The 22193-nt window shown below is 53.7% G+C and carries 12 protein-coding genes, 3 tRNA genes, 3 rRNA genes and 1 pseudogene; 1 reads left to right on the top strand and 18 read right to left on the bottom strand.

Going from position 1 to position 22193, the window contains the following annotated elements:
* Window positions 1-330: 330 nt before the first annotated feature.
* The 14 genes and pseudogenes from NQ490_RS07620 to NQ490_RS07555 form a co-directional block, all read right to left on the bottom strand.
* Window positions 331-777: a hypothetical protein gene (locus NQ490_RS07620; protein WP_007048063.1), complete on the bottom strand. Its 447-nt coding sequence runs from the start codon at window positions 775-777 to the stop codon at window positions 331-333.
* Entirely contained in the window at window positions 755-1309 is a 555-nt protein-coding gene (locus tag NQ490_RS07615) for an Ig-like domain-containing protein (RefSeq protein WP_242655016.1), read from the bottom strand. The genes NQ490_RS07620 and NQ490_RS07615 overlap by 23 nt, the downstream gene beginning before the upstream one ends.
* Window positions 1310-1378: 69 nt before the next feature.
* Window positions 1379-3160, bottom strand: a pseudogene (locus NQ490_RS07610) (glycosyl hydrolase 53 family protein); the annotation flags it as partial.
* Between the two features lie 427 nt (window positions 3161-3587).
* Window positions 3588-4481 carry a sugar ABC transporter permease gene (locus tag NQ490_RS07605; protein ID WP_242655014.1) on the bottom strand — a complete coding sequence of 298 codons (894 nt, stop codon included), beginning with the start codon at window positions 4479-4481 and terminating at the stop codon, window positions 3588-3590.
* Complete coding sequence (locus NQ490_RS07600) at window positions 4478-5920, bottom strand: carbohydrate ABC transporter permease (protein WP_007048067.1); 1443 nt, start codon at window positions 5918-5920, stop codon at window positions 4478-4480. Before NQ490_RS07600 ends, NQ490_RS07605 begins: the two co-directional genes overlap by 4 nt.
* 109 nt (window positions 5921-6029) lie before the next feature.
* On the bottom strand, window positions 6030-7295 hold the full coding sequence (locus NQ490_RS07595; RefSeq protein ID WP_320415304.1) for an extracellular solute-binding protein: 1266 nt from the start codon (window positions 7293-7295) through the stop codon (window positions 6030-6032).
* A 309-nt stretch (window positions 7296-7604) separates the two neighbouring features.
* Window positions 7605-8603: a LacI family DNA-binding transcriptional regulator gene (locus NQ490_RS07590; RefSeq protein ID WP_007048070.1), complete on the bottom strand. Its 999-nt coding sequence runs from the start codon at window positions 8601-8603 to the stop codon at window positions 7605-7607.
* Window positions 8604-8791: 188 nt separating this feature from the next.
* Window positions 8792-10792: a beta-galactosidase gene (locus tag NQ490_RS07585; protein ID WP_007048072.1), complete on the bottom strand. Its 2001-nt coding sequence runs from the start codon at window positions 10790-10792 to the stop codon at window positions 8792-8794.
* A gap of 497 nt (window positions 10793-11289) precedes the next feature.
* Window positions 11290-11365 (bottom strand) — tRNA-Lys (locus NQ490_RS07580).
* Window positions 11366-11423: 58 nt separating this feature from the next.
* Window positions 11424-11540: ribosomal RNA gene (rrf, locus tag NQ490_RS07575) — 5S ribosomal RNA — on the bottom strand.
* 97 nt (window positions 11541-11637) lie between these two features.
* A 23S ribosomal RNA gene (locus NQ490_RS07570) occupies window positions 11638-14469 on the bottom strand.
* Window positions 14470-14668: 199 nt separating this feature from the next.
* A tRNA-Ile gene (locus NQ490_RS07565) sits at window positions 14669-14745 on the bottom strand.
* A gap of 3 nt (window positions 14746-14748) precedes the next feature.
* Window positions 14749-14824: transfer RNA gene (locus NQ490_RS07560), tRNA-Ala, on the bottom strand.
* A gap of 144 nt (window positions 14825-14968) precedes the next feature.
* Window positions 14969-16497 (bottom strand): 16S ribosomal RNA (locus NQ490_RS07555).
* Together the 16S, 23S and 5S rRNA genes with 3 tRNA genes alongside form the textbook arrangement of a ribosomal RNA operon.
* A 523-nt stretch (window positions 16498-17020) precedes the next feature.
* On the opposite strand from NQ490_RS07555, the gene NQ490_RS07550 reads away from it, so the two are divergent.
* On the top strand, window positions 17021-17800 hold the full coding sequence (locus NQ490_RS07550; RefSeq protein WP_007048019.1) for a type III pantothenate kinase: 780 nt from the start codon (window positions 17021-17023) through the stop codon (window positions 17798-17800).
* Window positions 17801-18143: 343 nt separating this feature from the next.
* On the opposite strand, the gene NQ490_RS07545 is transcribed toward NQ490_RS07550, so the two are convergent.
* The 4 genes from NQ490_RS07545 to NQ490_RS07530 form a co-directional block, all read right to left on the bottom strand.
* Window positions 18144-19742 (bottom strand): glycosyltransferase family 39 protein, encoded by a 1599-nt coding sequence (locus NQ490_RS07545; RefSeq protein WP_007048018.1) that lies wholly within the window; start codon window positions 19740-19742, stop codon window positions 18144-18146.
* Between the two features lie 56 nt (window positions 19743-19798).
* A complete protein-coding gene (locus NQ490_RS07540) occupies window positions 19799-20503 on the bottom strand; it encodes a glycosyltransferase family 2 protein (RefSeq protein WP_007048017.1) in 705 nt (234 codons plus the stop codon).
* 79 nt (window positions 20504-20582) lie between these two features.
* Window positions 20583-21668 carry a hypothetical protein gene (locus NQ490_RS07535; protein WP_007048016.1) on the bottom strand — a complete coding sequence of 362 codons (1086 nt, stop codon included), beginning with the start codon at window positions 21666-21668 and terminating at the stop codon, window positions 20583-20585.
* A 15-nt stretch (window positions 21669-21683) separates the two neighbouring features.
* Entirely contained in the window at window positions 21684-22058 is a 375-nt protein-coding gene (locus tag NQ490_RS07530; protein ID WP_007048015.1) for a hypothetical protein, read from the bottom strand.
* Between the last annotated feature and the right edge of the window lie 135 nt (window positions 22059-22193).

The following is a 22193-nucleotide window of genomic DNA, read 5'->3' as shown; positions in this document are numbered from 1 at the left end:
ATCCGCATAATTTTCTCATTTTTTACCGTTGTCTCCCATTTTTCGTCGCTTTAAAGATATTTTTTGTGTGGCATTAGCCTTTCACCCCGGCACACATGGTAGAGCACCTGACTGTTAATCAGGGTGTCGTCCGTTCAAGTCGGACTGGGGCAGCCAACAAGCGATAGAGGTTTTCCTCTATCGCTTTTTTGTTTTCTATCACGAAACAAGGTTTGATTTTAAACGCAGTATCAAACACCTGCCGAAGAGAATAGCATTTAACCAAAAAGAGGCCGCACGGTTCCTTAACGGTTCCGTGTGGCCTCTTGCTTTGTCGGTTTTAAATATTGTTTATTCTTTTCGTCGCAGAAGGGCAATGCCCAGCATCGCCGCAGCCGAAAGCACCATCAGCAGTGCCAGTACAGCCACCGGCAGCGTGTCACCGGTCTGGGGGATCGCACCAACGGTCCCGGTGGCAGCTGCTGCGGGTTCCGATGCCGCGGCGGCGGCCGGTTTGGATGTGCTGCTGACCGTAACCGTTTGCTGGTTTTGCACCGGGGTCGACGAGTTGTCTTCCTGGGGGGTATCGGGGGTGGGTTCCACCGCCTGGTCACCCAGTTTTCCCAGATAGAGATCGTCCACTGCGCCCCAGCCCCCGGGCTGGATGTCCAGCAGGATGCCCGGCGTAACGACGGTTTCTTCCGTCAGCGTAAAGGTCAGCGAGGGCTGCTGCCAGTCGCCCCACTGGGTACCAGCAAAATCCGCGGAGGCCAGCTCACTGCCATCCGCATCGGTCACGGAGATCCGGCCGGAAGCCCCCCTCCCCCTGCATGTAGAGGGTAAACGTGTACTGTCCGGGCTGCAGCGTCACCGGGTCATGCTGCACAGTGACAGTGCGTGCAGCCGCAGAATAGAAATGAAGATACCGTCTGCCGCTGTGCAGGTTACCGGGTTCCTTTTCCGTAACCCCGTTGCCCGGCCAGTTTTCTGAAAAGGTATATCCGGCACTCCCATTCTCAAAACCGGGATTTTCCAGCAGGTTGGGGTAAATGACAGTCAGCGTGCAATGAACTTCCACCGTCACAGGGGTATCGGCGGGTGTTACCGTTACAGTACCCTGCACAGTATAGCTGCCCGTCGGCAGAGTGTTCAGATCCAGCCCGGCAGTTTCCCATACCACGGAGGCTGTCTCGCTGGTACCGTCGCTGTAATACACAGTAGTGGCGTCCGGCAGGGTGACAGCAGCGGTGCCGTCGCTACCTGCCTCCACCGTAAGAACCGGGTTGTCGGCACTTTCCACCTTTTTAGGTGCCACCGAGCCGGTTTGCATCAACTTCCAGACATACAACGACGCCAACGGTTTTCCATCGAAGTCAAACATTGCCTGATTGTCCACCGCCGAGCCGCCGTACCATTTTCCGGCGTCGTCGGGGTCATATTCTCCCGCATAGGAGGATGCCCAGCCGGAGCCGTATTGTTCCCAGGCAAGGCGGTTGGCAGCCACCTGCGCATCGTAGGCTTCCCCTTCCAGGCCGGAAACATTGTGCACCGGCTGCCATGCCGGTTCCCAGTAGAACAGGCCGATGCCGTTCTCCCCTACCGCAGTGACGGCGCTGGCCACGTCGGCCACCTCCGATGCCTGGCCCTGGACCGAGAATGCCCAGTTTTTACCGCTCATATTGCTGTTATCGTTGGAACCGACCCGCACGGTGTTGTCATGGCCGTCGCCGTCCTACAGCGTAGTTGCCCAGGAAGTCTCGGCCACCATGACCTTCTTGCCGTAGGTATCGGCCACCTGCTGCAACACTGCGGTCAGGTTGTCCAACGAGCCATGCCAGTAGGGGTAGTAGGAGGAAGCAAACACGTCGTAGTTCACGTTATGGTCCGCCAGCTGCTTGGCGTATCCCGCATAGCGGCCTGCTGTTTCAGGATTGGTGAAATGGACAGCCGCCAGAATGGTGGTATTGTATTCAGCCGCCACCGCATGGGCAGCATCCACACCGGCCGCAAACAGCTTGGCGGCAGCGTCCCAGCCGTCGGTTCCATACATCACACCGGCAATGCCGTTATTGGTTTCGTTTCCGATCTGCACCATGCCCACGTTGACCCCTGCATCCAGCAGCGTGCGCAGACTTTCGGTGGTAAAAGTCGAAACCGCAGCAGCCTTTTCGTCCACCGTCATATCCTTCCACGCCTTGGGCGCCTGCTGTTTGCCCGGGTCGGCCCAGAAATCCGAATAGTGGAAATCAATAAGTACCTGCAGTCCTGCTTCGGTAGCCCACTGGCCCATCTGCCTGGCGGCGTTCAGATCGTTGTCGCCGCCGCCGTAGCCGTGCCCCAGAGCATCATAAGGTTCATTCCAGACCCGCAGGCGCACCCAGTTCACCCCCGCGTCGGCCAGCTGGGTCATAAAGGCCTTTCCCTGGGCTTCCACGGAGTCTCCCAGCGGGTTACCGTCCGCATCCCGGAACACTACCCCGCTGTTGAGCAGTGAGAGCAGTGAGGAAACGTCCACGCCGCGGATAAAATCACCGTCGGAACCGGCTACATAGGGCACGGTAATCTCGGCCTCCACCGGATCCGGGGCAGGCTCCTGGGGTTCCTCCACGGCCGCAGCTTCCACCGCCGCAAAAGCGATGGCCAGACGGTCCGTCTCGGTTTTCAGCTCCGCCGCCAGGTAATAGGTTCCCTCACCGGGCAGCGTGGCGTCGGCAGTTAGGCTGTGCCCGCTGTTTTCATCGTAATTGCTGAATACGGCATCCACCGGGGCGCCTTCATGCCCGGCCTGCCACTGGTCGGCCCAGAACCACAGGTACAGTCCCTCTGCCGCCAGGTCTGTGACCGGTTCCCCGTCCTTGCAGACCACCGCGCTCAGGTGGACGGTATCTCCTGCGGTCACACTGTTGGTATCCGCCGTCAGTGCCACGGTATACACCGGCGTCTCGGGCGCGGGCGGGGTCACTTCCTCCTGCCGGACCAGTTCCAGATCATCCAGGCACCCCCAACCATCCGGCGCACACGGCAGCGTCACACCCACGGTGTACTCCCCCGTCGTTTCCACAGCGAAAGTTTTTTCCAGCGTGTCCCAGCTGCCGTAGCCGGTCAACGAGGTCCGGGCGCCGGTCTGCGAACCGCAGAAAAGCAGCGCCTCACACTTTTCGCCCTGTACGGAGGCGCGCATCATATAGTTGCCTGCCTCCAGCGTAACGGTCTGACTGACCGTCACCGTCGCCTCATTGGGGCTCCACCAGTGAAGCATGGCGGCATCGCTGCCGTCAGGGTCCTTGCGATCGATGACGGTCTGGGATTCCGCTTCGCCACCCCAGTCAGAGGCCGTGCATGTCCAGGGGCTGTCCCCGCCCCAGATATCCTGGTCGAAGCTGCCATCCTGCAGCAGGTTAACGGCATTTTCCTGAGCCGCCGCAGCAGGGGCAAGGACCAGCAGCATGGCCAGGGCCAGCAGGGCGCTGAAAATACGCCGGACGCCATAACATTTTTTCACAGATTTCACCTCTTTATAAAAATGAGGGGACCGCTGCACGACAAAGAGTTCGCAGCGGTCCCCTTCCGGATTCATTCTGCGCAAAGCGCGGGGCTCCGGCCAACAATCAGCCCTTGTCCGCGCCGGAAGTAATGCCTTCCACGTAGAATTTCTGCATAATGACGAACAGGACCGAAATGGGAATGGATACCAGCACACCACCGGCACAGAACAGTGCAAAATAATTGTTGACCAGTGTGCGGGAAAGCATGTTGTACAAGCCGATAGCCACCGTCCAGTCCGAGCTGACACCCGAATTGAGGATCATCTTGGCCATAACGAAGTCGGTCCAGGGCATCATGAAGGAATTGATGATGGTATAGACCAGGATCGGACGGGACATGGGAATGACCACCTGCAAAAAGATGCGCGCTTCCGACGCACCATCCAGCTTGGCGGCCTCCCGCAGGGAAGCAGGTACCGTATCGAAGAATCCCTTGCAGATCAGGTAGCCCAGGCCAGAGGACCCGGCATACACCATGATCAGACCGGCGTAGGAGTTGGTCAGGTTCAGATACCGCAGCACGAAGTAGACGGCAATCATGGCCAGTACGCCGGGGAACAGGTTGACGGTGACCGAGAGATTCTGCAGCAGGCGGCGGCTCTTGAATCGGCAGCAGCTGAATGCGTAGGCAACCATCAGCACAAAGCAGGTAGAGATCACGCAATTGAAGCAAGCCACAACAAAGGTATTGGCAAACCACTGCGGGAACTGTGCCACACTGTCAGGATGGAACAACACGTCGATGTAATTGTCCAGGGTATAACTTTCCGGAAAAAAAGTGGTGATGTTGATACCGCGATAGCTGGAGAAGGAAGTGACCAGCAGCCAGACGATGGGCACCAGCCAGACCGCCGCCAGAATAGCCAGCACCAGATGGCGAAGGACGCTGCCCACACCGCGCCGGATTTTGCCCTGGCGCAGCTGCTTTTGGGTGGAAGCTGTCATAACCTGCGTCAAGAGAACGTCGCCTCCTTCTTATTGATAAAGCGGAAACATACCACCGTAAATACGGCGCAGATGATAAAGACCATAATGCCGATGACGGCGGCCATCTTGTAGTTGTACTGCTCCTGTGTCAGGCGGAACAGCCAAGTCACCAGCAGGTCCACTTCCTTGGCGCTGGAGGCAGCCATGGCCTGGTCGGTGGTTACATAGACATCCTGGGTGAGCAGATAGATGACGTTGAAATTGTTGATGTTCTTTACAAAGTCGGTGACCAGCGCCGGGCCCTGTACGCTGAGCAGGTACGGCAGCTTGATGGAGAAGAACATCTGCACGGGGTTGGCACCGTCAATGCGGGCGGCTTCCAGCATATCGCCGGGAATGTTCATCAGCACACCGGTGGCAATGAGCATCTGGTAGGGCACGCCTACCCAGATGTTGATAAGAATAATCATCACCTGTGCCCAGCCCGCATTGGTCAGGAAAGGAATGTACTCCATGTTGGCGCCGATCAGGCCGGCATTGCGCAGCAGTTCGGTGACACCGAGGTTGGCCATCATGGTGTTGAAGATGCCGTTGTCGCTGAAGAAGTTGCGCACCAGCAGCAGGGTGACGAACTGGGGCACCGCAATGGTGATGATAAAAAGCGTACGCCACAGCTTGGGCAGCTTGGTTTTTCGGTCATTGATGAACATGGCCAGAAAAACACCGCCGAAGAAGTTGGTGAAGGTGGCAAAGAACGCCCATACCAGCGTCCAGACCAGGATCTTGCCGAAGGCATACCCAAAGGTAAGGGAGAGCGCCTGCCCGCCGCCGAACAGGGTGAGGAAGTTGGTCATACCCACCCAGGTAAACAGCGAGTTGGGCGGCATATGCTGCTGGTCATAGTTGGTGAAGGCCACCGCAATGAGGATGAAAAGCGGTATGATGGTGAAGATCACCACGCCCAGTACCGGCAGCGTCAACAAGGTGACGTAGAACTTCTCGTTCAGGTAGACGCGGATATCCTGGCCGAAGCTGTTGGTCTTTTTGCCGGCCTGACGGATTCTTTGCAGTTGATAGTTGGAAGTTACCACCGCCATAGCCGATGCCAGCAGCGCCACGATAACCACCAGGGCAATAACGCTGAGCAGCAGAATGGCAAAGGAGTTATCATAATTGTTGACTTCGTTTTTCATGGTCGCCGGGTTGAAGACCATTTCCATCTGGACGGTGCCCAGCGTACCGAATTTCATCAGGTTGGGAATGCCTGCCACGCCCAGGTAGTAAAGGCCGAGCCCCTGCACCAGCGTGACCAGCACCGCCTTGATCAGCTGACCGTGGCCGATGTAGCCAAGCCCCCAGATGAGGAAGGACAGTTTGGTGAAGATGTCACCGTGAACCAACGCATGGCCGAATTTTTGCAGGAAGTTGGGTTCTTTGCCGTCTGTACGCAGCGGCGCTTCAAAAGCCATTTCTGCCACCGTGCCCACTCCTTTCAGTCAAATATTTTCTCACATGAAAGCCGGCACTGCCACAGGTAAGTGCCGGCCGGATGGTTTGCTGCCGCACAAGCGGCGAAGATTACTGAGCCACCGGAGCGGTAATGCCGGCTACGGCATCATCCACCAGCTGCTGAGTGGTCTTGCCCTGCGTGTCGCCGGAGACCAGGATCTGGCCCAGGCTGGCAGCGGGATCCCAATAGTTGGTGCCCACGCGCTGCAGATCCGCGTAATCACTCTGAGCGGCCAGGGCGGCGATGGCGGGAGCGGCCTGGACTGCCTCGGAAGCGTTTACATTGATGTTGGAGGGGCCCAGGTTGCGCACTTCAAAGCGCTTCTGCTGGTTGGCCTCATTGGTGATGTAGTCCGCCAGCATCATGGCTACGCCTACGTTGGCGCTGTGGGGGTTGACACCCACCAGCTTGTAGCCGGCGAAAGAACTCATCTGGACCTGCTCGCCGTTGAGGGTGTAGGTGGGCAGCTTGGCGGCGGCGTAGTTCTCGCCCCACTTTTCCTGGGCCACGTTGGCGTTCCAGGTACCGCTGACGGCAGCGCAGACAGTGCCGTTTTCAATGCCGGAAACGATGTCGGCATCGGAGGCACAGACAAAAGCGCTGTTGGACGCAATGTCCATGATGGCCTGGGCCACATCGGCGCCAGGTTCCTCGTTCCAGTTGCAGACGGTGTTAACGCCATCTTCGGCCAGGGTCGCCTGCAGGCCAGCACCGGCAAAGAAGCTGTAAATGTACCAGCCGTCGTTGATCGTCATATCAAAGGTACGACCGGCGGCGGCTGCGGCGGCCAGGATGCCGTCCACCGTCTGGGCATCCTCCGGGCTGATAACGCTGCTGTCGTAGTACAAGAAGTAGCCGTTGTCGGCGGTCATGGGGTAGGCATAGAGCTTGCCGTTGAGGGAGGCTGCCTCCACAGAGCCTTCCAGATTGCGGCTCTTCACATCGTCGGCGTTGAGGGAAACTTCCTGCAGGGCGCCGGCGGCCACCAGCTCGTTGAGCTGGTCATCGGCGAAGGCAAAAACATCCGCAGCGGCGGTGGGGTCGGTCAGAATATTGTCCTTGGTATCGGACTCAGAGCAAGCACCGATATTGATGGTGATGTTGCCCTTGTCTTTATTTTCTTCAATAAAAGCATCGGCCATCTCGCGCAGCATGGTCTGATCTTCCTCTGCGCCCCACATGGTCAGTGTTACATCACCCCAGCTGGCAGCCGCCTCAGTGGTGGCATCGCTGGTGGAGGCAGTTTCAGCGGCCGATCCGCTCTGGCTTGCGCCGCAAGCGGCCAGCGACAGCGCCATGGCAGCAGCCATGGCCAGGCTCAATTGCTTTTTCATGATATCTTCTCCTTTGGTAGCAAGCACGGCGCACCGCGCTTTGATTTGTTGTTGCGCCAATATAGCGCAATTCATTGCACTATCTATTATACAGAGGGCCGGATCTTTCTGCAATACATTATTTTTACAGTGTTTTTTTATGGTTTTTGTGCAACCTGCGTGAACATTGCGCGTTTTTTCGATGTAAGCGCGCAATGTTGCGCTTTGTGTTTTTTCTTTCCTTCCCCGGGGCAAAGAATTTTGCCTGTGTACGAAAAAAGCCGCCCGCCGTGGTGCGGCGGGCGGCTTGCAAAACTGCCTGGATGAATTTTAGTGAGTGGAATCCCGCAAAATGACCTGATACCCTTCCACCTGGCGAGTATTGATCTGTTTGCCGGCCAAGATGTCCAGCAGCATACGGCAGGCTGATGCCCCCAGTCGCTCGGCATCAAACTGCACCGCCGACACATTGGGAACCGTGTTCAGCAGGAGTTCACTGTCATACAGGCTGGCCACCTGCAGATCCTGCGGCACCCGGATATGCCGGGCGTGCAGCGCCTGCATCACATCAAAAGCCAGCCGGTCATCGCCGCACAACAGGCAGTCGGGATGCTGATCCAGCACCGCCTCCAGTGCGTCGGAACGCTGGGCTATGCTTTCCACACCGTCCTGTATCAGGCGGCGATCTTCCGGGACGCCGAACTCCGGCAGTGCCCGTAAATATCCCCGCATACGGTCGATGTTGACCGTATAGGTGTTGGTTCCCACGATCAGTGCAATGCGCCGGGCCCCCAGCCTCAACAGCAGCCGGGTCATCTCGTAGGATGCCCCCACCTGATCGTTGTCTACCTGAGGAATAGACGTATCCTCACACCGGCCAATGACCACATAGGGTACGCGGTATTGCTGCAGCAGGTCCAGGCAGGGATCGTCCTCCATGGCACGGGAAAGAATCACGCCATCGGTTTTACGATTGGAGAGCTGCCGTTCCAGCTGGCTGGTGTCGGAAGCGCTGGCATAGCACAGCAGCAGATCGTAGCCCCGCTGGGCTGCCATCATGCTGATACCGCCCATACATTTGCGAAGAAACGGCAGGTCCAAATGAACAAAATGCGGCGGGATGATCATAGTCAGGTTATGGGTAGCGGTTTTCTCGCTCCAGCGGGCGCGCACGGTAGGCGCCGCACCGGTACTGGCCACATAAGCCCGCACCCGGCTGCGGGTGGCTTCACTGATGCGGCCCTTGCCGGACAACGCACGGGATACAGTTGTTTTGGATACCCCCAATGCTTTGGCAATTTCCTCAATGGAGATAGAATCTCCCTGCATTTCTGCCACAGTGATGCCTCCCCTGTCAATTTGGCGCAACTCGTTGCGCTTATCTCAGGATACCAGCTTTTTTCCCGCTCTGTCAAGTTTCCAGCCCAAAATCCGTCATAACTGCCAGCTTTGTACAGTAAAAATCAGCATTTTGACAAAAACCGCGCCCCCACGGGGACGCGGCAGGATATTGGAAATCATAGCATTCGCCGGAGTTCCCCGGCATTGGTCTGCCAGACCGCCGTACCGTAAGCGGGCAGCTCCACTCCCAGCGCTTGCACCGGCGCAGGATTACAGTTCTGCACAAACAGCAGACCCTCCCGCCGGGTGGCCAGCACACCGTCGGGTAACGGCACCGGAGCCGCCGCTTCCAGCCCGGCTTCCTCGGTCAGGGCGTTATAGAATGCCTGGTAAAAATCCGGCGTGAAGCGGCTGGCCAGGTAGTAGGCCCGGCCCTGGCCGTAGGGGTGCACGGCAGCGGCGGGCGCGTCGGCAAAGTAGTCCTCCCCGTAGAGCAGCAGCGGTGTGGCGGGCGATGCTTCATCCAGCACCGCAACTTCACACAGTACGCTGGCCTGGGTGGCAGGCAGCGGCAGCGGTGCGTTTTCCACAGGCTGGCAACGACGGGTCTCCCCATCGTACAGGCCGTCGATCTCGGCACGGCGAAGCCCCAGCAGTTCGGTCAGACCGTACGGAGTGTCCCCCAGGCGGCAGAGATCGCTTTCGTCCACCACGCCGGTCCACTGGCTGACCACCACCGTACCGCCGGCACGGGCAAAGTCACAGAGCTTTGCGGCAAAATCCTCCCGCAGCAGATAGAGCATCGGCACCACCACCAGGCCGTAGCCGGTCAGGTCGGCATCCTGGCCGATCAGGTCCACCGTGATGCCGGCGCGAGCCAAAGCGTTGTAATGACAGGCCAGTTCCTTCCAATAACCCATGCCACAGTTGCGGGGGCCGCTGGACCCCTCCATGGCCCAGAGGTTGGGCCAGTCATGGACCAGGGCCGCCTGACGGGGCCGCTGGCGGCCCGCTGCACAGGCCAGTTCCTCCAGTGCGGCGCCTACCTGGCTGGTTTCGCGGAAGATCCGGGTATCGGAACGGCCATCATGCCCCACCACCGAACCGTGGAATTTTTCCTCTGCACCACGGCTGGCACGCCACTGGAAGTAACAGACGCTGTCCGACCCATGGGCCACTGCCTGCAGGGCACTGAGCATCGCCATGCCGGGCTTCTTCTGTTTGGTCACCGGCTGCCAGTTGGTAAAGCTGGGGCTGGACTCCATCATCAGGAAAGGCTTGCCTTTCAAGGAGTAGAACAGGTCATGCATCATGGCCGTATCCAGCGCGGTCTGTTCCACCGTCTCGGTGGCCTTGTGCCAGGTGGGATAGTTGTCCCAGCTGACTACATCCAGCTCTCTGGCCAGGTCATGGTAGTCGATATCGTGGAAGCGGTACATCAGGTTGGCGGTAAACCGAGCCTTGGGGGCCAGGGCTCGCACACAATCCCGCTCAAATTTGAAAAAGTCGATATGGCGGCTGCTGACAAACCGTTTCCAGTCCAGCAGCAACCCCTGCACCGCATCCTCCCCCTGGGGCGCAGGGCTTTCGATCTGTTCCCAGTCGGTGTAGTCATGGCTCCAGAAACGTGCGTTCCATGCCTTGTTCAGCGCTCCCAGGCTGCCGTACCGGCGCTGCAGCCAACGGCGGAACTCCGCCTGGCAGAGCGGGCAGTGACAGTCGCCGCCCATCTCATTGGAGATGTGCCACAAAATCACAGCCGGGTCTTCACCAAAACGGCGGGCCAGTTGTTCGTCGATGGCTCGCACCTTTTCCCGGTAGAGGGGTGAGGTATAGCAGTAATTCTGCCGACGGCGGAACAGTTCCCGCGTGCGGTCGCTGCGCACTCTGCGAACTTCGGGGTATTTTTGTGCCATCCAGGCAGGTCGCGCCGCACTGGGGGTGGCCAGAATGGTGAAGATACCGTTGGAATACAGATTGTGGATGATATCCGCCAGCCAGTCCAGATGGTATTCCCCTTCCCGAGGTTCCAGCAGCGACCAGGAAAACACCCCCAGGGTGACCACATTCACATGTGCCTGTTTCATCATGACAACATCCTGTGCCAGAATATCCGGCCGATCCAACCACTGTTCGGGATTATAATCTCCACCATGAAGAAGCTTTTCTCTCTGCATACCTTTGCCTCCGCAAGATTGCGCAATGTTGCGCATATTCACAAATGTATTTTAGCATCAGTATAGCAGGTTCAGCGCAGATACGCAATGGGATAGCGCAAGTTTTTCGGGACATTTTGCGCATTTCATGCGTCACACGTTGCGCTCATTAATAATGAACTCGTGAAATTTTACAGCAAGACGAATATCCAAGATAAATGGCTCTTTCCCTTGCCACTGCTCTACCTCTTTCTCTGCTTCAGGACGAAATACCAGTTGCTTTCCTTGTTCCACATCACATACGGTAAATCATCTAACTGTTCATCAGAATTCCACATCTTTTAGAGGTCACGTCTCCTCCTGCTAATCCCTAGAAGTACATTATACTAATGACATCCCGCTGAGGCGCCGCATTTATGTTATAATATTCTTAATTTATGTACACGCCCCGCCATAGCCGAGGGTTGTCTTACCGCTAAAGCAAACAAAACAGCCGCAATATTGATTGCGGCTGTTTCTGGTGCACCATCGGGGACTCGAACCCAGGACCCACTGATTAAGAGTCAGTTGCTCTACCAGCTGAGCTAATGGTGCATATAAAGCAAACTCCGGACCGGGCCCAAGGCTCGGCCCGGAGGCTGCTTTGTAGAGAAGCCGGCATCTACCTATTTTCACAGGCCGTCTCCAGCCAACTATCTTCGGCACAAGTGAGCTTAACTTCTGTGTTCGGAATGGGAACAGGTGGAACCTCACCGTCATCGACACCGGCCATGCATATGACCTTGTCATCTGCTTCTCTTTTGTTGAGGATGTACCCTCAAAACTGAATATCGAACCGCTTTGCAAACAGAGTATCTGATCAAGATGGGGTCAAGCCCTCGACCTATTAGTACACGCTTGCTGAATGGCTCACGCCACTTACACATTGTGCCTATCAACCTTGTAGTCTTCAAGGGGTCTTACCTGATTGACTCAGTGGGATATCTTATCTTAAGGCCGGCTTCACGCTTAGATGCTTTCAGCGTTTATCCGATCCGAACATAGCTGCCCAGCTGTGCCACTGGCGTGACAACTGGTGCACCAGAGGTTCGTCCATCCCGGTCCTCTCGTACTAGGGACAGCGCCTTTCAAATATCCTGCGCCCACGACAGATAGGGACCGAACTGTCTCACGACGTTCTGAACCCAGCTCGCGTACCGCTTTAATTGGCGAACAGCCAAACCCTTGGGACCGAATTCAGCCCCAGGATGCGATGAGCCGACATCGAGGTGCCAAACCTCCCCGTCGATGTGGACTCTTGGGGGAGATCAGCCTGTTATCCCCAGGGTAACTTTTATCCGTTGAGCGATGGCATTTCCACTCACATACCACCGGATCACTAACTCCGACTTTCGTCTCTGCTCGACCCGTCAGTCTCGCAGTCAGGCTCGTTTATGCGTTTGCACTCTTTCATCTGGTTTCCGTCCAGATCGAACGAACCTTTGAACGCCTCCGCTACATTTTAGGAGGCGACCGCCCCAGTCAAACTGCCCACCTGACAATGTCCCCCGCCCTGATTCAAGGGCGCAGGTTAGAATTCCAATGTCGCAAGGATGGTATCCCAACGTCCGCTCCACAAAGGCCAAAGCCTCTGCTTCCTAGCGTCCCATCTATCCTGTGCATGCAACACCGAAACCCAATATCAGGCTACAGTAAAGCTCCATGGGGTCTTTCCGTCTTGTCGCGGGAAACCGGCATCTTCACCGGTACTACAATTTCGCCGGGCGGGCTGTTGAGACAGTGCCCAGATCATTACGCCTTTCATGCGGGTCAGAACTTACCTGACAAGGAATTTCGCTACCTTAGGACCGTTATAGTTACGGCCGCCGTTCACTGGGGCTTCAATTCAATGCTTGCACATCTCCTTTTAACCTTCCAGCACCGGGCAGGCGTCAGCTCGTATACGTCATCTTTCGATTTAGCACAAACCTGTGTTTTTGGTAAACAGTTGCCTGGGCCTATTCTCTGCGGCTCACTCTCGTGAGCACCCCTTATTCCGAAGTTACGGGGTCAACTTGCCGAGTTCCTTAACAACCCTTCTCCCGTTGGCCTTAGAATCTTCTTCCTACCTACCTGTGTCGGTTTGCGGTACGGGCACCTTAGATATACACGCAGCTTTTCTCGCCTCTCATTCAGCCAGACTTCGGTACTAAATTTCCCTCGATCACTACCGGAACCAACACCCGGCTCTGACCTTCAAAAAGTGTCCCTGCGCTTAAATCTTTCGGTGGGGACGGAATCTCTACCGTCTGTGCATCGGCTACGCCTTTCGGCCTCACCTTAGCTCCCGCCTAACTTGGAGCGGACGAACCTTCCTCCAAAAACCTGAGGTTTCCGGCCATGCAGATTCTCACTGCATTCGCGCTACTCATTCCGGCATTCTCACTTCTGTAAACTCCACAGCCGCTTACGCTACTGTTTCTCCGCTTACACAACGCTCCCCTACCCCGCATCTTACGATGCAGCCTAAGCTTCGGTTTGTATCTTAGCCCCGTTAAATTTTCCGCGCAAAGACGCTCGACCAGTGAGCTATTACGCACTCTTTAAATGAGTGGCTGCTTCTGAGCCAACATCCTGGTTGTCTGTGTATTTTCACATCGTTTTCCACTTAGATACAATTTGGGACCTTAGCTGTAGATCTGGGCTGTTTCCCTTTTGACAATGAGATTTATCTCACACTGTCTGACTCCCATGCATCGATACTCCGGCATTCTTAGTTTGATAGGCTTCGCTACCCTCTCGGGCGCTAGGCCATTCAGTGCTTTACCTCCGGGTATCTAACATGAGGCTAGCCCTAAAGCTATTTCGGGGAGAACCAGCTATCTCCGAGTTCGATTGGAATTTCTCCGCTACCCACAATTCATCCGCCGCCTTTTCAACGGAGGTCGGTTCGGCCCTCCATGAAATTTTACTTTCACTTCAGCCTGATCATGGGTAGGTCACCCGGTTTCGGGCCCATTGCACGTTACTGAACGCCCTATTCAGACTCGCTCTCGCTACGCCTCCGCACCTGAAGTGCTTAAGCTCGCAACGTACAATCGCTCGCCGGACCGTTCTACAAAAAGTACCATATCACACGTTGATGTGCTCTATGTGCTTGTAGGCACAAGGTTTCAGGTTCTTTTTCACTCCCCTCCCGGGGTCCTTTTCACCTTTCCTTCACAGTACTATACGCTATCGGTCACTGGGTAGTATTTAGGGTTGGAGGGTGGTCCCCCCATCTTCCGACCAGGTTTCACGTGTCTGGCCGTACTCTGGAACTCGCGCAGCCCTCGCCGTTTTCGCCTACGTGTCTCTCACACTCTCCGGATGGCTTTCCCACACCATTCGGCTAACAGCTTGGGTCCTAAAAGCGGTCCGTACCCCGGAAGGATTTCTCCTTCCGGTTTGCCCTCTTCCGCGTTCGCTCGCCACTACTAACGGAATCTCGGTTGATGTCTCTTCCTCGCCCTACTTAGATGTTTCAGTTCAGGCGGTTCCCCTCCTGCACCTATGGATTCAGTGCAGGATACTGAAGTATGAGCTTCAGTGAGTTTCCTCATTCAGAAATCCCTGGATCAAAGGATGTTTGCTCCTCCCCAAGGCTTATCGCAGCTTACCACGTCTTTCATCGGCTCCCAGTGCCAAGGCATTCTCCTTGCGCCCTTTGTAGCTTGACCGTTGTTTATCTCTCGATAAACATATCTCTTTTCAGATTCTCCATTTGCCAACGAGATTTTACCGCTTGGTGAAATTATAGATTTTATTAAAAAATCAGGAATTTTACTAGCTTAAAATCTCATTTCGCAGTTCTATATTCAGTTTTCAAGGTACTTCCTTGCATAAGGATTTGGGTTACCCAGCACACTGGATAACCAGTGGTGGGCTGAAATGGACTCGAACCATCGACCTCTCGGTTATCAGCCGAGTGCTCTAACCAGCTGAGCTATCAGCCCAAATGGTGGAGATAAAGGGATTCGAACCCTTGACCCCCTGCTTGCAAAGCAGGTGCTCTCCCAACTGAGCTATACCCCCGCGCCTTTACAGCGTTTCGGGTTTCGCTGTCCCTTATGCTTTGAGGTTCGCTTTGCAGCGGCCCTCAAAATTGAACAATACTGAAACTTGTTTCCCTGTCCATTCACTCAAAGACCAGCTTTGACTGAATGTCTGACTCCCTAGAAAGGAGGTGATCCAGCCGCACCTTCCGATACGGCTACCTTGTTACGACTTCACCCCAATCACCAGTTTTACCTTCGGCGGCGTCCTCCTTGCGGTTAGACTACCGACTTCGGGTCCCCCCGGCTCTCATGGTGTGACGGGCGGTGTGTACAAGGCCCGGGAACGTATTCACCGCGGCATGCTGATCCGCGATTACTAGCAATTCCGACTTCATGCAGGCGAGTTGCAGCCTGCAATCTGAACTGAGACGTTGTTTTTGAGTTTTGCTCCACCTCGCGGTCTTGCTTCTCTTTGTTAAACGCCATTGTAGTACGTGTGTAGCCCAGGTCATAAAGGGCATGATGATTTGACGTCATCCCCACCTTCCTCCGTTTTGTCAACGGCAGTCTCGCCAGAGTCCTCTTGCGTAGTAACTGGCAATAAGGGTTGCGCTCGTTGCGGGACTTAACCCAACATCTCACGACACGAGCTGACGACAACCATGCACCACCTGTCTCGATGTCCCGAAGGACTTCATGCATCTCTGCACTATGCATCGGATGTCAAGACCTGGTAAGGTTCTTCGCGTTGCTTCGAATTAAACCACATACTCCACTGCTTGTGCGGGCCCCCGTCAATTCCTTTGAGTTTCAACCTTGCGGTCGTACTCCCCAGGTGGATTACTTATTGTGTTAACTGCGGCACTGAAGGGGTCAATCCTCCAACACCTAGTAATCATCGTTTACGGCATGGACTACCAGGGTATCTAATCCTGTTTGCTACCCATGCTTTCGAGCCTCAGCGTCAGTTGGTGCCCAGTAGGTCGCCTTCGCCACTGGTGTTCCTCCCGATATCTACGCATTCCACCGCTACACCGGGAATTCCACCTACCTCTGCACTACTCAAGGCCAGCAGTTTTGAAAGCAATTTATGGGTTGAGCCCATAGATTTCACTTCCAACTTGCCGGTCCGCCTGCGCTCCCTTTACACCCAGTAATTCCGGACAACGCTTGCACCCTACGTTTTACCGCGGCTGCTGGCACGTAGTTAGCCGGTGCTTTCTTGTTAGGTACCGTCAAGATTCGTCCCTAACGACAGGAGTTTACAATCCGAAAACCTTCTTCCTCCACGCGGCGTCGCTGCATCAGGGTTTCCCCCATTGTGCAATATCCCCCACTGCTGCCTCCCGTAGGAGTCTGGGCCGTGTCTCAGTCCCAATGTGGCCGTTCAACCTCTCAGTCCGGCTACCAATCGTCGCCTTGGTGGGCCGTTACCTCACCAACTAGCTAATTGGACGCGAGTCCATCCTGAAGCGAATAAATCCTTTTCCCTCAGCCCGATGCCGGGCCGTGGGCTTATGCGGTATTAGCAGTCGTTTCCAACTGTTGTCCCCCACTCCAGGGCAGGTTACTCACGCGTTACTCACCCGTTCGCCACTAAGTTAAACCAGTATCCATCCGAAAACTTCAACCGAAATAACTCCGTTCGACTTGCATGTGTTAGGCGCGCCGCCAGCGTTCGTCCTGAGCCAGGATCAAACTCTTTATAAAATGGTATTAAATCACTTTATAAGTGTTTAATCTTGTAAATCACTCAGACACAATCGCTTGCGTCCTGTTTGAATTACTTGTAATTTGGAATTGATTTACGTGGGTTTGGAAACCCACGATAAGGTTCCACAAGTTTCAGTTTTGTTCAATTTTCAAGGTCCTGCTCGCTGTTCGCATCTCGCGTGACAGCCTATTTATTATATCTCGCGAAGTTCCGTTTGTCAAGAACTTTTTTGAGATTTTTTTGAAGTTTTTTCAGGAACCGAAGCTTCCGAAAAGCCCTCAAAGGCTGTTGTTATGCGGTTTTTCAGCGGCTGTCGCGTTCGCTCTCGCGCCGGACAGCCTGACTATAATACCACCCAGAACCCACTTTGTCAACACCTTTTTTCAGTTTTTTTGACAAATTTCGAGGTCGTTTTTTGGTTATTCGGTACAGCGTCCTTTTTGGGGTTTTGCCCTCCCTCTTGCAATTTGCTTCCTATTATAATAGTATTAAAGCATCCTAGAGAAAAGAGGCACCGCCATGATCCTGGCTTTGAATATCGGAAACTCCAACATCACCTTCGGTTCCTATACAAGGGACGGCAAGCTGGTGTTTTCCTCCCGGCTGTTCGCCGACACGGCCCTGAGCAGCGACGAACTGTTATATAAAATGGTAAACATGCTGGCGCTGTACGGTGCCGAGCCCCGGGAAGTCACCGACGTGATCTTTTCCAGCGTGGTGCCGGCGCTGACCCCCCGGATGCGGGAAGCCCTGCACAAGATGTGCGAGGCCCCCGTGATGGAGGTAGGTCCCGGGCTGAAGAGCGGGGTGCGCATCCGGATGGACAACCCCGCCCAGCTGGGGGGCGAGCTGCTCTGCGCCGTGGTGGGGGCGTTGCAGCGGCACACCCCGCCCCTGGTGGTGGCGAACTTTGACACCGCCATCTCGATGCTGGCGGTGGACGCCGAGGGGGCGCTGATCGGCGGGGCGATTTTGCCGGGGCCCCAGATGTCGCTGGCGGCGCTGGTGAAGAACACCGCCCAGCTGCCCCAGGTAGAGCTGGACGCAAAACCCAAGCGGATGGTGGGGGCCAACACGGCGGACTGCCTGCACAGCGGCATGGTGCACGGCACGGCGGCCATGGTGGACGGCATGGTGGAGAACTTCCGCACCGCGCTGCACGCCCCCGGGGCGCCGCTGGTGGCCACGGGGACGCTGCCCCGCAGTGTGCGCAGCGCCTGCCGCACGGACATCGACTACCGGGACACCCTGGTGCTGGACGGGCTGTACACCATCTGGCAGCGCAACGCGCGGCGGTAAGAGGGACTCCTCCTGGAGATCCGGCAGGCTCCCCTTTGCTGCGGCCCCGAAAAGCAGGGGCTGTAGGTCTTCACCTGTTACCACAAGCCACAGTACAAGGCACTGCGGATCCAGGACCTCTACCTGCGCTATGCCCGCTACCTGCTCTACGCCAAGGCCCCCGAGGTGAAGCGGCTGTCGACACTGCTGGACGCTCTGAGGGAAATTAACTACTTATAATTTCCAACCGTCTTTGTCTCCATGTCCCTTTTGCAGCCTTGATTGCTGCCCTTTTCTCTGTTTACTCAACAAAAAAGCAGGAGCCCGGCAGGCTCCTGCTTTTTTTCGTTTCAACCTCCGTACATCAGGAGATTGTTTGGCTTTCTTTTTCTACATACAGTAACGCTGATTTCCCACAGTAAAGCTGCGTAACGGTATAGCCCTGTTCCTCCATTACCTGGCAGAAAGTCGTATAACTGCTTTGGTATCTGTCATACGGTCCCACAAAGTAAAGTGACGGCAGATCAAACACTCCCATCTGCTGAAAGCGTTCTTCCATCTCTTCCGCCGGGGCTTCTCTAACCCAGGAATCCAGGGCCAGAATCTTCTCTTGATAAGCCGGATCATATTTGTCATCGTGCATCAGGTAGAACTGGAAATTGGCATTGGACCAATCATGAACGAGGGTCGTTGTTTCATAACCCTTGTTTTCATACCAAAGTTGGGAAATAGAACGGACATCATCCTTCGTCCATCCGATTTCCAAATTAACAACACCCAGGCAGGAAAACACCAACAATCCCCCGCACAGAATCCCTGTCGCAGCCTTTTGAAGTACCGCCTTTTTCGTCAACGCCTGCTGCAGCGTGTACAATCCATACACAATAAAAACCGTTATCAGAGGGATGAGAAAAACACTGTACCGTTTTCCAAGATTCGCAGTACCCCTAAAGTCGTCCCAGTAATTATATCCATAAAACGAAAACAATACCGCAGCAAAATATACCGTGTACGAAAGGACAGAAACCGTTGCCAGATACTTTCCCATTCCATTTTTCCTGCCCAGTACATAGCCAAAGAAAGCAAGCACAATAGCAAGGCAGATCAAATATACCGGGACTTTACTCAAAACTGGTGCATCTGCGCTGGAAAAATACCAGAAATGGATGACCTTATAGAAAAACCCCTTCACATAGTCCACCAGCAGATTGCTTTCAAAAACCGGCATATGCGAAACTGTTGCAGACCCTTGATTTTTCATCTGTGGTGCAATAAACAGCACCATCAAAGGGATTGCCGCCACCACGGCCACAATAAGCGTTGCCAGCAGCATCTTTTTAAGGCTGGTTTTTCGGTTATGCAGCAGCAGTGCCAAGTAGAGAGGCAGTACAACAAACACCGCGCCATACTGGCTGTATACAGACAAAACCGCAAAGACAAAAAAGCCAACCAACATTTTGGTGGATGAGGCCCGAAGCTCTTTTACAAAAAAGTACAGCATCCAGTTTATGCAGCACAGCATAAGGACATACTCGCCGCATTCCAGTGTATAGTACATAACCTTATCGGTCAGCGCATAAAGCACAAGCCCCAGCATAGCCCAAACCGGCTCTGTCAGCTCTTTGAGGCATTTATAGAGGCCCAAACAGCCTAACAGCATGATTACAATGCCGGACAAGCGAAATGAAAAATCTCCAAAATCAAAAAGGAGGAGCCACACATACATCAAAATATTGTACAAGGGTGGCTGATAAGTAGAACATATACGTTGATACATCGTGGTGGTGCCGCCGCCTGCCGGCACTGCTCCCACCATTACCTTGGAATAAAAATATTCAATACCCTCGTCATACCAAAGAGGCGACCGTGTGGCGTTGGCAAGGAAAAGCAAAGCCAAACATGCCAGAATTCCCCCTAAAAGGACCTTTTCCTTTTTGGCAAAAACGTTTTTCCACTCTTTCAAGGCTTTTTCCTCTCAACTTTGACAGATTCATCCTTCAGCCAATCCGCTCTGAATGATTACATGCTGCGCTTAAACTTGTGAAAATCCCCCAGCGCATGCCAACCAATCTTGCAGATTTTCATAAGATCAATGGAATTGGTTCCTCCCTGCCGAGGCTTAAATGTAATTGTCAAGAATTCAATTTTTTGTTGATAATAGGCAAAAAAAGTTGTCAGCATAATATTCGGCAAATTGTATTCCGGCGAGAAACGCGGCATATACTTGGCAAGGACATCTACCCTCATCAAGCGATAGGGGGCGTTGGCATCAGGCACGTTGACGCCAAAATAGAGTTTGAGCAGGAAACAGACGACTTTTTCCACAAAAGCCCGTGCCTGACCATCTCCGCGCACTTTCCGCACACCCAGCACCGCGTCGCAGGTACTGCGTTTATCCCAGAACTGTTGAAACTCAGACGCAGTCGTCTGACCGTCAGAGTCCGTTTGAAATACCCAGTCCGCTTTCTGCCGGATTGCATAGTTATACATCGCAATCAGTTTGGGCCCATGAAATTTTCCGGTATCGCTCAAAATCTCCAGTCGAGGATGTGTTTCCTTGTATTTAAGCAAAATCGAATGAGTCTGATCAGTGCTCCCGCTGTCGGCAATAACTAGCTTCGACTCTCCGCCGATTTTATCTACCACTTGGTACCATTCTTCGGCTACGGATGCAATCGTGTCCTGTTCGTTATAAGCCGGCATAACAATATACAAACTGTCCATTGATTATCTCTCCTTATTTGTAGTTTTTTGTCCTCTTTTATCGAGTACAGACATTGTCTCCAGCACAATACAGACGTCTTCACTGCAGTAGATACCGAGCAAAACCATCGGGCTCCCAATCCACATACTGATATCGGATAAAATCGGCGCTATCAAAGTATTCTTCGATTCCGTCATATTTTATCAAATAATTTCTTTCACCCCAATTCGTCTGATCAAAACTTTTGTCAATTTCTTTCAATGGTCCTACCGAAGTAAATAGCAGGCACAGAACCAACCCCACCGTCAAATAGATTTTTTTCTCTCGCAGACTCCACAAAAGTTCTTTTGCTACTAAAATACAGAGGATTTCCAGCGCAGGAACACTTGCTCGCATGCAAAAGTCCCCCCACTTACCCATTGCCATAAATGGTATGAGAAACAGTGAGATCATACTGGCGTACAGCAGCCTATTTTTCCGTTCTCTCAGCCACAGAATATATACCCATATCAACCAGGCCAAGTGGAACAGGATAAACAGATCTGGATATTGCCTGTAGTCCACTATTTTGAAACCGAGATTTGCACTTTCCGGTTTGCTTTGCAGATAATTGCAAGCAATATAAGCCAAAAGAAGCAATGCTACAAAAAGTGCCGCAATATTTTCAAGGGAAAATAAAGATTTAAAGAACGTCAGTCTCTCTTTTTTTGCCTGTGCAAGCAAATCAAAAAGAAAGAGTAACAGCATCAGAAACGCCATTCCAACGAATGTAAAAGTGGAGTAGATTGCCAGTGGTGCCAGAATCAACCCCCAAATAGCCGGTTTTTTCCTATATTGAACCAGCAAGGCAACACAAAGGGCCGTTGGCACAAACTGTGGCGTAACCCAACGCATTAACATCAAATTAGATGTATACTGTATACGCAGTTCCGATGTAAACCAATGTATGCCGTCTCCCATCGCTTCCGGTTCCAGCACTTTGTAAATTCCTGACATCGGTGTAATGAAAGTTCCAAAGAGCATCAAAACCACAAAAACAACAAATATCGTATACCAATGCTTTTTTTCTTCTTCCAGTACATTACACAGAATGTGGCACACCAAAAAAATGCCACATGCAAACCAGAACATCATCGTGGTCTGCCCGACATCATAATTGGTAAATTTCCCTACCAAGGCCGGCACAAGGTAGCTGCCAATTTAATATGCCAGTACACCTTTGGATTCTCCAATTTCATAGCGGACCGGCCAGTTTAACTCAACCAAATTTTCAAACAGAAGGTTGTGCTTTATCCAGTCACCGGATTGCGATACAAAACCACCTACTCCTGCAGCACAGCACCAACCCAGGCAGAGCAAAAATAATACAATATACCCAATATTTTTTATCTTGAACGGGTTTTGGATTGATATGGAACAATCCGTTCGTACCATCTTCACAGCCGTCACCAACAAAAGAATCACCACCGGGATGGACCAGTACAAATGAATCCATGTCAGTAAAAACAGAACAACTGGGGCGTATAAATATAAGAAAGGCAGCGCTGATAGCGAGAAGGGGGTTTTCTTTTCCATAGTAGGCTCCTTACCTGTCAATTTTTCTGTGCTGAAGTTCCGTATTTCACAGAACGCAACACATTTTAGAGTATACTACGTTTTGTTTTACAGTTCAATTGATACTACAAAAAATGGCATCACACTACTGCGCTT

It is taken from the genome of Subdoligranulum variabile (assembly GCF_025152575.1).
Taxonomy (GTDB): Bacteria; Bacillota; Clostridia; order Oscillospirales; family Ruminococcaceae; genus Gemmiger; species Gemmiger variabilis.
The sequence above is the reverse complement of the archived record's forward strand: the minus strand, read 5'-3'. Positions and strand labels throughout refer to the sequence as shown.

What these genes read in the sequence shown, in the direction of transcription:
- NQ490_RS07615 (WP_242655016.1), bottom strand. Translation starts at nt 1,309, where the DNA reads ATGCAAACCGGCTCGGTGGCACCTAAAAAGGTGGAAAGTGCCGACAAC.
- NQ490_RS07600 (WP_007048067.1), bottom strand. Translation starts at nt 5,920, where the DNA reads ATGGCTTTTGAAGCGCCGCTGCGTACAGACGGCAAAGAACCCAACTTC.
- NQ490_RS07595 (WP_320415304.1), bottom strand. Translation starts at nt 7,295, where the DNA reads ATGAAAAAGCAATTGAGCCTGGCCATGGCTGCTGCCATGGCGCTGTCG.
- NQ490_RS07590 (WP_007048070.1), bottom strand. Translation starts at nt 8,603, where the DNA reads ATGCAGGGAGATTCTATCTCCATTGAGGAAATTGCCAAAGCATTGGGG.
- NQ490_RS07585 (WP_007048072.1), bottom strand. Translation starts at nt 10,792, where the DNA reads ATGCAGAGAGAAAAGCTTCTTCATGGTGGAGATTATAATCCCGAACAG.
- NQ490_RS07550 (WP_007048019.1), top strand. Translation starts at nt 17,021, where the DNA reads ATGATCCTGGCTTTGAATATCGGAAACTCCAACATCACCTTCGGTTCC.
- NQ490_RS07540 (WP_007048017.1), bottom strand. Translation starts at nt 20,503, where the DNA reads ATGGACAGTTTGTATATTGTTATGCCGGCTTATAACGAACAGGACACG.
- NQ490_RS07530 (WP_007048015.1), bottom strand. Translation starts at nt 22,058, where the DNA reads ATGGAAAAGAAAACCCCCTTCTCGCTATCAGCGCTGCCTTTCTTATAT.